This window comes from Candidatus Allofournierella merdavium, assembly GCF_944382735.1.
GTDB lineage: Bacteria > Bacillota > Clostridia > Oscillospirales > Ruminococcaceae > Allofournierella_A > Allofournierella_A merdavium.
Map to the genome: position 1 here is coordinate 95128 of NZ_CALWND010000010.1, position 12055 is coordinate 107182.

Below are 12055 nucleotides of genomic sequence, written 5' to 3' on the forward strand. Positions count from 1 at the left end.
GAGGAAAACCGCATGTACACAACGGAAAAATTCGACCCGGCCACCTTCACCCCCGCCCGCTTCGAGTCCGACGGCGAGATCGAGCTGCGGGGCCAGCGGGTGCCCTACCACACCGTCAGCGAGGACAACGTGTTTTACGACAAGTCCGGCAAGGCGCTGGCCTCCATCTTCTCCTACTCCTACTTCCGTTCCGACGTGAAGGACACCGCCAACCGTCCGGTGGTGTTCGGCTTCAACGGCGGGCCTGGCTCCTCCTCCATGCATGTCCACGCGGGCTTTTTAGGCGCCACCCGGCTGGTGTACGAGGAGACCGACCGGGCCACCTCCCTGCCCCCCTACAAGAGCATGGACAACCCCGACTGCCTGCTGGACATCGCCGACGTGGTGCTGGTGGACCCGGTGGGCACCGGCTACGGCGTGCTGCTGGACGAGGGCAGCGCCAACAAGTTCTTCGGCATCGAGGAGGATGCCGAGGCCCTTTTGATGTTTGTGGAGAAGTGGCTGCACCGCTACGGCCGCTGGTCCAGCCCCAAGTACATCATCGGCGAGAGCTACGGCTGCACCCGCGCCGCCACCGCCGCCGGCATCGCCGCCACCCGCAGCCACGAGCGCTCCTATGCGGTGGCCTTTGACGGCATCGTGATGATCGGCAACACCGTGACCACCGGCAAGTACTTCGAGCGGGAGGTGCCGGTGGAGCACGCGGTGGTGGCCTTCCCCAGCTACGCGGCGATCCACTGGTACCACAACAGGCCCACCGACGAGTCTCTGGAGGCGTTCGTGGCCCGGGCCAAGGAGTTTGCCGACACCACCTACCTGAGCGCCCTCTACAAGGGCCGGCGGCTGCAGGGCGAGGAGCGGGAGGAGGTCATCCGCCAGATCTGCGGCTTCACCGGCGTGTCCCGTCAGTATCTTGCGGACCGGGACCTGCGCATCGAGGACGAGACCTTCCGGCTGGAGGTCATCAAGGACAAGGGCGCCTCGGTGGCCCGGTTCGACGGCCGCATCACCCGCCCCCGCTACACCCCGGAAGAGGTGGAAAAGACCGCGGGCCTGTGGGACGACGCCTCCAGCGACCGCTACGGCGCCTTCTTCTTCGGGGTGCTCACCGGCACCATCTTTCCCAAACTGAACATCCACCTGGACCGGGTCTATGTGCCTTCTGCCTGCATGTACGACATGTTCACCAAGGAGGACAAGTGGAACCGGGAGGCCCCCATGGGCACCACCGGCGAGCAGCTGCGCAGCGCCATGTACCGGATGCACGGCCTGCGGGTGTTCTTCGCCAACGGCTACTACGACACCGCCACCCACATCGGCATCATCGACTACATGCTGGACCACGCCGGCCTGCCCATGGACCGGGTGTGCCTGAAGGGCTACCCCTCCGGCCACATGATCTACATCGGCGAGGACAACGTGAAGGCCCTGTGCGACGATGTGCGCGACTTCCTGGAGGGCGGCATGCCCCACAACTGAGCGTTCCCCGGTCAGCTTTTGGAGGGTGGGCGCTCCCGCGTGGGGCGCCCGCCCTCCCCTTTGAGGCCGAAAAAGGCCCGTTCCGGTCAGGAACGGGCCTTTTGCATCTTTATACACTTTTCATTCATACAGGGCGGGGCGCACGGCTCACATCAGTTCCCGGAGTTTGTCCAGGAAGGCCTCCTCGCCCCAGGTGTTGATCTTGAAAAGCAGCGCCTGGCTGCCCCCGGCGGTGATAGCCGAGAGGTGCACCGGCCCGCCGCCGCTCTGGAACAGGGTCACGCTCATGCTCAGGCGGTTGCCGCCGGCATAGCTGTAGCGCTCGAACACCCGCACGCTGCACCGGGCGCCGCCCTCGGAAAAATCGCTGGACGCCTCCAGCGAGGCCGAGACGCTGCCCTCCAGGATGCCCTGCTCGATGCGCGCCAGCAGCCCGTCGAAATTTTCCTGCAGCGCACGCTCCAGTTTTGCCATGCCGCCTCTCCCCTTTTTCGTTTTTTTGCCGCCCCGCGCGGGGGACAATTTGATTCTGCCAGATTTTTTCGCCCGCGTCAAGCAAAGAAAAAGAAAACGGCCCCGGTCAAAAGACCGGGGCCGCTGGTGCGGATGAAGGGACTTGAACCCATATGGAGTTGCCCCCACTAGAACCTGAATCTAGCGCGTCTGCCAATTCCGCCACATCCGCATATTCTGTGCGCCAGCCGAACCGCTGTTGGAGCAGGTGATGGGAGTCGAACCCACGTCCTCAGCTTGGAAGGCTGATGTACTAGCCGTTGTACGACACCTGCACATCGGCTGCGAAATGTATTATAGCATAGCCCCCCGCCGATTGCAAGCATTTTTTTGCGGCGCGCCGGCGGGGGGCGGGCGCCCTTTACTTTCGGCCGATCCGTGCTATAATTATACCGTTTTACAAACGTTTCAGAGGGGGCCGTTTGGTTGAACAAGCGATACAAAGGCGCGGTGTACATCGTGCTGTCGGCCTTTTTCTTTGCGCTGATGGCGCTGCTGGTGCGGCTGGCGGGGGATCTGCCCGCCGTGGAGAAAAGCTTTTTCCGCAATGTGGTGGCGCTGTTCTTCGCGGCGGCGGTGCTGGCGAAAAAGCGTCCCGCCATCCGCATGGAAAAGGCTGACTGGCTGTATATGTTCCTGCGGGCCTCCTTCGGCACGCTGGGTGTGCTGGGCAACTTCTACGCGGTGGACCACCTGCTGCTGGCCGACGCCTCGCTGCTCAACAAGATGGCGCCCTTCTTTGCCATCCTGATGAGCGCGCTGCTGCTGAAAGAGAAGCTGAGCCGCTTCCAGATGGGGGTGGTGGCGGCGGCGTTCTGCGGGGTGCTGCTGGTGGTGAAGCCCACCGGGCAGAATCTCTCCCTCGGGCCGGCGCTCATCGGCCTTTTGGGCGGCTTCGGCGCCGGCTTTGCCTACACCATGGTGCACCTGATGGGCAGCCGCGGCGTGCCCGGGCCCCTGATCGTTTTTTGCTTTTCCCTGTTCTCCTGCCTGGTGACCGGGCCGGTGATGCTGTTGGACTTTGTGCCCATGACCCCCTCCCAGCTGGGGATCCTGCTGCTGGTGGGGCTTTCGGCGGCCCTTGCCCAGTTCTCGGTCACCGCCGCCTACTCCTGCGCCCCGGCGCGGGAGATCTCGGTGTTCGACTACTCCCAGGTGCTCTTCTCGGCGCTGCTGGGCTTTTTGTTCTTCGGGCAGCTGCCCGACGCGCTGAGCTGCCTGGGTTACCTGCTGATCGTCGCCACCGCGGCGGCGAACTTTGTGTACAATCTGCGCCGGACGGCGTGACGAGGTGTTTTTATGAGTTTGGCGGAACTTTTGATCCTGGCGGTGGGCCTCTCCATGGATGCCTTTGCCGTGTCCATCTGCAAGGGGCTCAGCCAGCAGCGGCTGAAAGCGGGCCACATGGTCGTCACCGGCCTGTATTTCGGCGGCTTCCAGGCGCTGATGCCGCTGCTGGGCTTTCTTTTGGGCGCCCAGTTCGCCCGGTTCATCAGCGGCTTTGATCACTGGGTGGTGTTCGCCCTGCTGGCCTTCATCGGCGCGGGGATGATCCGGGAATCCCGGGAGGCGGCCTGCCCGGCGGACAAGGGCTTTTCCCCCAAAGAGATGCTGCCGCTGGCGGTGGCCACCAGCATCGACGCGCTGGCCGCCGGGGTGAGCCTGGCGCTGCTGAAGGTGAACATCTTCTGGGCGGTGGGCTTCATCGGGCTGACCACCTTCTGCCTCTCCGCCCTGGGCGTATGGGTGGGCCACCGGTTCGGCACCCGCTACAAGGGCGGCGCGGAACTGGCGGGCGGCATCGTGTTGATCCTGATCGGCATCAAGGTGCTGGCAGAGCATATGGGCCTGCTGGCGCTGTGATCTTATAAAAAAGGAGGCAAGGGCCATGGAGATGCGGGAGTGTCTGCCCTTCTGGAAGGAACTGACCGTCCAGCAGCAGGCGAAGCTGGAGAGCGCCGCCACGCTGGAGCATGTGAAAAAGGGCGAGGTGATCCACAACGGCACCGCCGACTGTGTGGGCCTGCTGGTGATCGTGAGCGGCCAGCTGCGGGGCTTTTCCCTCTCGGAGGACGGGCGGCAGGTGACCATCTACCGGCTGTTCAGCCGGGACGTCTGCCTGATGAGCGCCTACTGCATGCTCAACAGCCTGCAGTTTGACATCTCGGTGGAGGCCGAGCAGGACAGCGTGTTCTGGCGCATCCCCGCGCCGGTGTACAAGGAGCTGATGCGCCAGTCGGCGCCGGTGGCGAACTTCACCACCGAACTCATCGCCAGCCGCTTTTCTGACGTGATGTGGCTGCTGGACCAAATCCTCTACAAGCATCTGGACAGCCGCCTGGCCGCCTTTCTGGTGGAGGAGTGCCGCCTGACCGGCTCGGACACCCTGTCCCTCACCCACGACGCCATCGCCGGGCATCTGGGCAGCGCCCGGGAGGTCATCACCCGGATGCTGCGCTACTTCTCCTCGGAGGGGCTGGTGAAGCTGGGCCGGGGCAGCCTGCAGGTGCTGAACACCGAGCGGCTGATCCACATTGCCGGCGACAGCCTGCGGTGACACACAAAAAGCGCGGCGCGGAAGGGGCTTCCTTCCGCGCCGCGCTTTTTTCATTTTTACCAGCCCACGCTGGCCACCGGCTCGCCCTCCAGGGTCTTGGCGGTGAAGGTGCCGTTCTCGTAGACCATGTAGCTGTGGCTGCCGTCCTTGGGCAGCGACACGCTGCCGGGGTTGAGGATCAGGGTGTCGCCCTGCCGCTCGGCGTGTTTCACATGGATGTGGCCGAAGGCAAAGGCGCTGCCGGCGGGCAGCGGGGGCAGGTGGTCCGGGTCGAAGAGGTGGCCGTGGGTGGCAAAGAGGGTGTGGCCGTTCTCCAGCAGGATGGTGGTGTAGTCCGCCAGGATGGGGAACTCCAGCACCATCTGGTCCACCTCGGCGTCGCAGTTGCCCCGCACGGCGATGATCTTCTCCTTCAGGCCGTTGAGCAGGGGGATGACCTGTTTGGGGGCGTAGCCCTGGGGCAGGTCGTTGCGGGGCCCGTGGTAGAGCAGGTCGCCCAGCAGCAGGATCTTGTCCGGCTGCTCGGCGTCGATGCGCTCCAGCAATTTTTCGCAGTAATGGGCCGACCCGTGCAGGTCGGAGGCGATGAGCAGTTTCATGGTGTTTCTCCTTTGCGGCGTTCAGCTGTACTTTTTCACGATGGCCTTCATCTCGTCAAAGTGCTCCTCCATCTCCGCCACCAGCTTGAACTGGGTGCGGCAGCGCACAAGATTGTGGGTGGGATACTGGGTCTTGAAATAGACGTCGCCCTGGAGGTAGTCGGTCAAAAAGCGGATCCCGCACTCCAGCGTGATGACCCGGGCGCCCCAGGGCAGATACTCCTTTTCCGCCTCGGTGAGCACGTCGCCGGCGGTCTCCAGATAGCCCTTGGTGTAGGCCTCGAACAGATCCAGTTCAAAGTGCACCTTGCTCACATCCGGCTCGTCCTCCGCCGCGCGGGTGGCGCCAAAGCGGATGGAGTCGCCGAAATCGTTCAGCGCCAGGCCCGGCATGATGGTGTCCAGGTCGATGATGCACATCCCCTTGCCGGTGGTCGTGTCGAACAGGATGTTGTTGAGTTTTGTGTCGTTGTGGGTCACCCGCAGGGGCAGCTTGCCCGCCCGCAGGCCGTCCATCAGCACGCTGCAGTCGGCGGCGCGGGCCAGCACGAAGTCGATCTCCTTTTTGCAGCTGCGCACCCGGTTCTTCACGTCCCGCTGCACCGCCCGCCGGAAGGCCCGCAGGCGGCTCTCGGTGTCGTGGAATTTGGGGATGGTCTCGTGGAGCGTCTCGATGGGGTAGCCGTCCAGCTGCTTTAAAAAGGTGCCGAAGCTGCGGGCCGACTGATAGAACTGCTCCGGGGTCTCCACGCTCTGATAGCACACCGAATCGGCGATGTAGTTGTAGCAGCGCCAGGGCTGGCCGCGGGTGTCCTGGTAGTAATTTTCGCCGCTTTTGGTCTTGATGTAGCTCAGGGTCTCCCGGTCGGGGTCGCCCCCCGCCGCCCGGATGACGGTGCGCAGATACTCGGTGACGCCGAAGATGTTCTGCATCACCTCTTTGGGGTTTTTGAACACATGGGTGTTCACCCGCTGTAGCACATAGCTCAGCTCGTCTCCCCTTTCCCCCGGCATATACACCGCGTAGGTCTCGTTGATGTGGCCCGCGCCGAAGGGCTTGACGTAGCTGCACTGGTTGCCGAAGCCGAAGGCGTAAAGGGCGTCCTGCAACTCGCGGCTGTCCACCCCGTCGATGACCCGCCGCTGGGCGAAGATCACCTCGCCCGCCTCCACCTTGCGCCCAGGGGCGATCTGGCAGTTGGCCTTCACCACGCTGCCCAGGCTGATGTGGGCGCCGTCGCCCACGACGGTGTCGTGGTCGATGATGGCGCCGCAGTTCACCAGGCACCCCTTGCCCAGCACCGTGTGGGTGTTCACCACCGCCCGCTGCATCACAAAGCTGCCCGCCCCGATCACCGCCGAGGGGCTGACCACCGCCGAGGGGTGGATGATGGTGGGTACCACAAAACCCGCCTGCAGCAGGTTTTCCACCCACTGCACCCGTAGCTTGTTGTTGCCGAAGGCCGCCACCGCGCAGGGAAACTCCTCCCGCAGGGCGGTGTAATCCACCAGCTTGCCGATCACCTCCGGGCCCTTGGCGGCGTCGTCCAGCATGGCGATGCGGTCAAACTGGCGGGTGCTCTGCACGTTTTCATAGATCATGCGGCCAAAGCCGCCCGCGCCTAAGATCAACAGATTCGGCATTGCGTCGTCTCCTTTATCCGGCCCCGCCAGAATGCGGGGCTTCTTCTTATTTATTATAGAAGAAAGCGGCTGGGGTTGCAACCGCGCCGCGCCCCTTTCGCAAATTTTGCGGGCGTGGCTGCAAGCGCCACCCCGGCAGCCCGGCGCGCGGCGGAGGTCAGGCCGGCCGCGCCCGAATCTTTTCAACATTTCTTCGCCTGTTTTGTGCGCAGCGCGCGCTTGTCCGCCCGTCGCTTTATCACTTTTGTGCGCTAAAGAGAAATTTTCCCGTGCCGCGGCGGGATTTTCCGGCATCTTTCCGGGTTGCATTTTCCCCAGAGGCGGTATAATCGAAAACAAATCAAGGGAGATTTTTCCGGAGACCGCGGCTTCGGAAAGATCTCCCTTGTTTTTGTTCCGCTCCCCTTTGCCGGGGCGGAACGCACAGAGAAAGGGGAGGAAACGTATGACACAAGAGATCATGAGCGCTGTGGATACAGAACTTTTTGCGGTCTGGTTTTTGATCGGCGCCGCGCTGGTGTTCTGGATGCAGGCGGGGTTTGCCATGGTGGAAGCCGGCTTTACCCGCGCCAAGAACACCGGCAACATCCTGATGAAGAACCTGATGGACTTCTGTATCGGCACCATCGTGTTCATTTTGATCGGTTTTGGATTCCTGATGGGCGAGGACCTGCTGGGCTTCATCGGCAAGCCGGGCTTTGACATCTTCACCGCCTACGAGAATTTTGACTGGTCCAACTTTGTATTCAACCTGGTATTCTGCGCCACCACCGCCACCATCGTGTCGGGGGCCATGGCCGAGCGCACCCGCTTTTTGTCCTACTGCGTGTACTCGGCGGTGATCTCCGCGCTGGTGTATCCCATCGAGGCCCACTGGATCTGGGGCGGCGGCTGGCTGGCCTCCAACACCATCTTCCATGACTTCGCCGGCTCCTGCGCCATTCACATGGTGGGCGGCTTCACCGCCCTGATCGGCGCGAAGCTGCTGGGGCCACGCATCGGCAAATTTGTGCGGGACGACAGCGGCAAGGTGGTCAAGATCAACGCCTTCCCGGGGCACAACCTGGCGCTGGGCTGCCTGGGCTGCTTCATTCTGTGGCTGGGCTGGTACGGCTTCAACGGCGCCGCCTGCACCAGTGTTGCGCAGCTGGGCTCGGTGTTCCTCACCACCACGGTGGCCCCCTCGGTGGCCACCGTGGTGTGCATGGTGTTCACCTGGGTGCGCTACGGCAAGCCGGATATCTCCATGTGCCTGAACGCCTCGCTGGCGGGGCTGGTGGCCATCACCGCCCCCTGCGACGTGACCGACGCCCTGGGCGCCATCGTCATCGGCGCGGTGGCCGGCGTGCTGGTGGTGTTCGGCGTGTGGTTTTTGGACAGCGTGCTCCATGTGGATGGCCCGGTGGGCGCGGTGGCCGTGCACTTCTTCAACGGCCTGTGGGGCACCCTGGCGGTGGGTCTGTTCGCCACCACCTCCGCCCCCGGCAACGACAGCCTGACCGGCCTGTTCTACGGCGGCGGCTTCAGCCTGCTGGGCGCGCAGCTGCTGGGCGTCGTCACCGTGCTGGCCTGGACCGGCGTGACCATGACCATCTTCTTCCTGCTCATCAAGGCCATCTTCGGGCTGCGGGTCAGCGAGGAGGAGGAGATCACCGGCCTGGACGCCACCGAGCACGGCCTGCCCTCCGCCTATGCGGGCTTTGCCCTGATGGACATCTCCAACACCATGACCATGGACGTGAACGAGAACACCGACCTGGGCACCGGCGACTACGCGGCCGCCAGCACCGCCCAGAAGGAGGCCGCTGTGAAGGTGGTGCAGGCCCCCGCCGCATCCACCGGCATCCACAAGGTAGTCATCATCTCCCGTCTGTCCCGCTACGACCACCTAAAGAAAGCCCTGAACGACATCGGCGTCACCGGCATGACCGTGACGCAGGTGATGGGTTGCGGCATCCAGAAGGGCGCGGGCGAAAAGTACCGCGGCGTGGAGATCGACGCCACCCTGCTGCCCAAGGTGAAAGTAGAGGTGGTGGTGAGCACCATCCCGGTGGAGACGGTGATCGAGGCCGCCAAGAAGGCGCTGTACACCGGCCACATCGGCGACGGCAAGATCTTCGTGTACGGCGTGGACAAGGTGGTGAAGGTCCGCACCGGCGAGGAGGACCTGGCCGCCCTGCAGGACGTGGAGTAAGCTTTTCCCCAAAAAGCAAGCAAGCAAACAAAACCCCCGGGCCGCAAGGTCCGGGGGTTTTGTTTGCGTTTCGCTCACGCTTTTTTGCGTGCCGGCAGCTGGGCCAGCACTATGGCGCAGAACACCAGGCAGCAGCCCGCCAGCTCCCGCGCCGTGAGGGCCTGGCGCAGCACCAGCCAGCCCGCCAGCACGCTGAACACACTCTCCAGGCTGAGGGTCAGGCTGGCGAGGGTGGGTTCCACATGCTTCTGGGCCACCACCTGCAGGGTGTAGGCCACGCCGCAGCTGAACACGCCGGCGTAGACGATCGGCCACCCCGCGGCCAGCACGCCCGCCAGGGTGGGCGCCTCGAACAGCAGCGAGGGCACGGCGCAGAACACGCCCGCCACAAAAAACTGGACGCAGGAGAGTTTGACCCCGTCCACCAGGGGGGAGAAATGGTCGATGACGAGGATGTGGATGCTGAACAGCGCGCTGCACCCGAAGAGCAGCCACTCGCCGGGGCCCAGCGCGCTGCCGCCGCTCCAGCACAGCAGGTACAGTCCCGCCAGGGCCACCGCCACCGCCAGCCACACCTTCGCGCCCGGCCTGCGGTGAAAAAACACCCCCAGCACCGGCACGATGACGATGTACAACGCGGTGATGAACCCGGCCTTGCCCACGCCGGCGTACTGCAGCGCCCACTGCTGCAGGCTGCTGGCAAGGCCCAGGATCACGCCGCACAACACGCCGCCCACCCAGAGATTTTTTTGGTCGGACGGCGCGTCGCCCTCCCGCCGGTTGCCGGACAGACGGCCCAGCAGGGGGATCAGGGGCAGCAGCACCGCGCCGCCCAGCAGGCTGCGCACACTGTTGAAGGTGAACGGCCCCACATATTCGTTGCCCACGCTCTGCGCCACGAACGCCGCGCCCCAGATCAGGGCGGTGAGCACCAGCATGGGCAGATACTTCAGTTCCTGTTTCAAACCACGGGCCCCTCCCCTTGTCAGTGGTCCGCGCCGAATCCCAGGGCGGACAGATCCACCGCCGGCGGCCGGGGAGTCTGCGGCTGCACCGGCGGCGCCGCCGGCGCGGCGGGAGCGGCCGGCGCGTCAAAAACATCCAGCAGGGTGTCGAACCCCTCCTCCTCGGCCGGGGCGCTCTCCCCGTCCGGGCCGGCGGGCACATCAAAGCCCTCCGGCGCAGCGGCAACTTCGCCGGCGGGGGAAGCCGCGCTCTCCCCATCAGGGCCGGCGGGCGCATCGAAGCCCTCCGGCGCGGCGTCCGCTTCGCCGGCCGGGAAACGCGCGCCCCCCGCTTGGTCGGCGCCGGGAACAGTTTCAAAGGCGGCGCCGAAGCTGTCCGCCACCGGGGCCGCCGGGGCCGCCGCCATCCACTCTGCGGGCAGGGAGGGAAGCAGGTCGGCGGCCAGTTCCTCCATGCACACACAGTCCTCCGGCAGGTCGGTGAGGGTGGCGCCGTAGTGGGCCATCAGCACCCGGCCCGCCGGGCCCACCAGCAGGGTCAGCGGCAGCTGCCAGGCCTCGCCCGGCTGGGGGTGAAAGCCCTGCTTTTTTGCCGCGTTCAGGATCTTCATCGCCTTGAGGGAGAAGCACTTCATCCGGCTCTTTTCACTGCGCACATTGAAAAAGCGGTAGAGCACCCCCTCGGCGTCGCACATCAGGCCGTAGGGCATGGTCCCCTCCGGGATGGCCTTGGAGATCGTCTGGGGCCTGGTGCGCACCACGCACACCAGCCGGGCGCTGCGCAGCGCGGCGGCGGATTTGATGTACTCCATGATGTAGTGCCGCGTGAGCGGGTGGCCGAAGTTGCGCAGAAACACCAGAAAGACCGGCCTGTCCCCTTCCAGCAGCTGATAAAAGCTCTGCTGGGGCTGATAGGGGGTGTCAAAGCGGAACTCCGGGATCACATCGCCGGCGCGCAGTTGTTTTGCCATGGGGCCGATCTCCTTTTTTCGCAGGATGCGTCTTCTTTCTATTCTACACGTTCCGCCCTTTCTGTCAATGTGGTATAATGGATGCACAAGCAATCTTTGCCGCAAGGAGGAATGAAGGATGCACGACGCCGTAAAAGACAACACGGAAAAGCGGGCCAAACGGGTGATCGCCGCCCTGAAGGCCAACAACATGGAGGGCTGGTATCTGCCCGACGCCGCAGGCGTGCGGGAGTTTGTGGAAAAGCTGATCCCGGAGGGGGCGGTGGTGTCCAGCGGGGGCAGCATGACCCTGGCCGAGACCGGCGTGATCGACCTGCTGGGCAGCGGGCGCTATCAGTATCTGGACCGCAGCAAGGCGACCACCGGTGAGGAGATCGGCCGGCTTTACCGCCAGGTGTTCAGCGCCGACTGGTATCTGGCCAGCGCCAACGCCATCACCGAGGCGGGTGAAATCTACAACGTGGACGGCAACTCCAACCGGGTGGCCGCCATCACCTTCGGGCCGGCCAACGTGCTGCTGGTGGTGGGCTGCAACAAGATCGTGAAGGACCTGGCCGCCGCGAAGGACCGGGTGGAGGCCATCGCCGCCCCCGCCAACACGGTGCGCCTTTCCTGCGCCACCCCCTGCGCCGCCACCGGCAAGTGCGAGCACTGCCACAGCCCCGCGCGCATCTGCTGCACCACCACCATCCACAGCTTCCAGCGCATTCCCGGCCGCATCAAGGTGCTGCTGGTGGGCGAGCCGCTGGGCTTCTGAGCCGGGGCGGGGGGACAGGCCGGTGGCGCGCCGCACTGTCAGCCCCCGGCTTTCCTTCCGGCGAACGCCGCCGGCGGGCGGACGGCCCCGCCGCCTTTTCCCGGCGCGGCACAAAAAAAGCGCGGGCGCATCCCCTTCCGGGGATGCGCCCGCGTTTTTTCTATAAAGGCCCCGCCTTGCCGTCTGCGACCAATCAAAACCTACCCGATGGCAGGTGGGTGCCCTGTGCCCGGTCTCGCGCTCCCTTCGTCCGCCTTGGTCCGCGCGTGCGCGGGGCGGGAGGTCTGCAATCCGCCGGGCAACGGCGGGCTCCCTATATTTGATTAGTAGGATTATATCAAGCCGCAACAAATCGCACAAGGCAGGAAAGCCGCCC

11 protein-coding genes, 2 tRNA genes and 1 other RNA gene are annotated in these 12055 nt (G+C 64.6%); 6 read left to right on the forward strand and 8 right to left on the reverse strand.

The features are described 5' to 3' along the window. Nucleotides 1-12: 12 nt before the first annotated feature. Entirely contained in the window at nt 13-1479 is a 1467-nt protein-coding gene (locus ACH2A7_RS09805) for a hypothetical protein (protein WP_394961707.1), read from the forward strand. Nucleotides 1480-1626: 147 nt separating this feature from the next. Here ACH2A7_RS09805 and ACH2A7_RS09810 read toward each other — a convergent pair whose 3' ends face one another. From ACH2A7_RS09810 to ACH2A7_RS09820, 3 genes are all read right to left on the reverse strand, one after another. Then, a complete protein-coding gene (locus ACH2A7_RS09810; protein ID WP_394961708.1) occupies nt 1627-1953 on the reverse strand; it encodes a DUF6054 family protein in 327 nt (108 codons plus the stop codon). Nucleotides 1954-2077: 124 nt separating this feature from the next. Next, nucleotides 2078-2164 (reverse strand) — tRNA-Leu (locus ACH2A7_RS09815). 28 nt (nt 2165-2192) lie between these two features. Beyond that, nucleotides 2193-2267: transfer RNA gene (locus ACH2A7_RS09820), tRNA-Gly, on the reverse strand. A 151-nt stretch (nt 2268-2418) separates the two neighbouring features. On the opposite strand from ACH2A7_RS09820, the gene ACH2A7_RS09825 reads away from it, so the two are divergent. From ACH2A7_RS09825 to ACH2A7_RS09835, 3 genes are read left to right on the forward strand one after another with little or no spacing between them, the layout of a single operon-like run. Continuing rightward, complete coding sequence (locus tag ACH2A7_RS09825) at nt 2419-3279, forward strand: DMT family transporter (RefSeq protein WP_394961709.1); 861 nt, start codon at nt 2419-2421, stop codon at nt 3277-3279. A gap of 12 nt (nt 3280-3291) precedes the next feature. After that, nucleotides 3292-3855 carry a manganese efflux pump MntP family protein gene (locus ACH2A7_RS09830; protein ID WP_394961710.1) on the forward strand — a complete coding sequence of 188 codons (564 nt, stop codon included), beginning with the start codon at nt 3292-3294 and terminating at the stop codon, nt 3853-3855. Between the two features lie 25 nt (nt 3856-3880). Next, nucleotides 3881-4549 carry a Crp/Fnr family transcriptional regulator gene (locus ACH2A7_RS09835; protein ID WP_394961711.1) on the forward strand — a complete coding sequence of 223 codons (669 nt, stop codon included), beginning with the start codon at nt 3881-3883 and terminating at the stop codon, nt 4547-4549. Nucleotides 4550-4605: 56 nt separating this feature from the next. Here the strand turns inward: ACH2A7_RS09835 and yfcE are convergent, their stop codons facing one another. Both yfcE and ACH2A7_RS09845 read right to left on the reverse strand, forming a co-directional pair. Beyond that, the gene (gene yfcE, locus ACH2A7_RS09840; RefSeq protein WP_394961713.1) at nt 4606-5148 is read right to left on the reverse strand and encodes a phosphodiesterase; all 543 of its coding nucleotides are present in this window, start codon (nt 5146-5148) and stop codon (nt 4606-4608) included. 21 nt (nt 5149-5169) lie between these two features. After that, entirely contained in the window at nt 5170-6792 is a 1623-nt protein-coding gene (locus tag ACH2A7_RS09845; RefSeq protein WP_394961714.1) for a phosphotransferase, read from the reverse strand. Between the two features lie 445 nt (nt 6793-7237). On the opposite strand from ACH2A7_RS09845, the gene ACH2A7_RS09850 reads away from it, so the two are divergent. Beyond that, nucleotides 7238-8986: an ammonium transporter gene (locus ACH2A7_RS09850; protein ID WP_394961715.1), complete on the forward strand. Its 1749-nt coding sequence runs from the start codon at nt 7238-7240 to the stop codon at nt 8984-8986. Nucleotides 8987-9060: 74 nt separating this feature from the next. Here the strand turns inward: ACH2A7_RS09850 and ACH2A7_RS09855 are convergent, their stop codons facing one another. Together ACH2A7_RS09855 and ACH2A7_RS09860 are read right to left on the reverse strand one after the other, a co-directional pair. Next, on the reverse strand, nt 9061-9951 hold the full coding sequence (locus ACH2A7_RS09855) for a DMT family transporter (protein ID WP_394961717.1): 891 nt from the start codon (nt 9949-9951) through the stop codon (nt 9061-9063). 20 nt (nt 9952-9971) lie between these two features. Continuing rightward, on the reverse strand, nt 9972-10922 hold the full coding sequence (locus ACH2A7_RS09860; protein WP_394961718.1) for a hypothetical protein: 951 nt from the start codon (nt 10920-10922) through the stop codon (nt 9972-9974). Between the two features lie 118 nt (nt 10923-11040). On the opposite strand from ACH2A7_RS09860, the gene ACH2A7_RS09865 reads away from it, so the two are divergent. Then, on the forward strand, nt 11041-11679 hold the full coding sequence (locus ACH2A7_RS09865) for a lactate utilization protein (RefSeq protein WP_394961719.1): 639 nt from the start codon (nt 11041-11043) through the stop codon (nt 11677-11679). Nucleotides 11680-11843: 164 nt separating this feature from the next. On the opposite strand, the gene ssrS is transcribed toward ACH2A7_RS09865, so the two are convergent. Further along, a non-coding RNA gene (gene ssrS, locus ACH2A7_RS09870) (6S RNA) lies at nt 11844-12050 on the reverse strand. Nucleotides 12051-12055 lie beyond the last annotated feature (5 nt).

Excerpts from the sequence above, each read along its gene's own strand:
- ACH2A7_RS09860 (WP_394961718.1), bottom strand. The coding sequence starts at position 10,922 with ATGGCAAAACAACTGCGCGCCGGCGATGTGATCCCGGAGTTCCGCTTT.
- ACH2A7_RS09810 (WP_394961708.1), bottom strand. The coding sequence starts at position 1,953 with ATGGCAAAACTGGAGCGTGCGCTGCAGGAAAATTTCGACGGGCTGCTG.
- ACH2A7_RS09805 (WP_394961707.1), top strand. The coding sequence starts at position 13 with ATGTACACAACGGAAAAATTCGACCCGGCCACCTTCACCCCCGCCCGC.
- ACH2A7_RS09835 (WP_394961711.1), top strand. The coding sequence starts at position 3,881 with ATGGAGATGCGGGAGTGTCTGCCCTTCTGGAAGGAACTGACCGTCCAG.
- ACH2A7_RS09845 (WP_394961714.1), bottom strand. The coding sequence starts at position 6,792 with ATGCCGAATCTGTTGATCTTAGGCGCGGGCGGCTTTGGCCGCATGATC.
- ACH2A7_RS09850 (WP_394961715.1), top strand. The coding sequence starts at position 7,238 with ATGACACAAGAGATCATGAGCGCTGTGGATACAGAACTTTTTGCGGTC.
- ACH2A7_RS09865 (WP_394961719.1), top strand. The coding sequence starts at position 11,041 with ATGCACGACGCCGTAAAAGACAACACGGAAAAGCGGGCCAAACGGGTG.
- yfcE (WP_394961713.1), bottom strand. The coding sequence starts at position 5,148 with ATGAAACTGCTCATCGCCTCCGACCTGCACGGGTCGGCCCATTACTGC.
- ACH2A7_RS09830 (WP_394961710.1), top strand. The coding sequence starts at position 3,292 with ATGAGTTTGGCGGAACTTTTGATCCTGGCGGTGGGCCTCTCCATGGAT.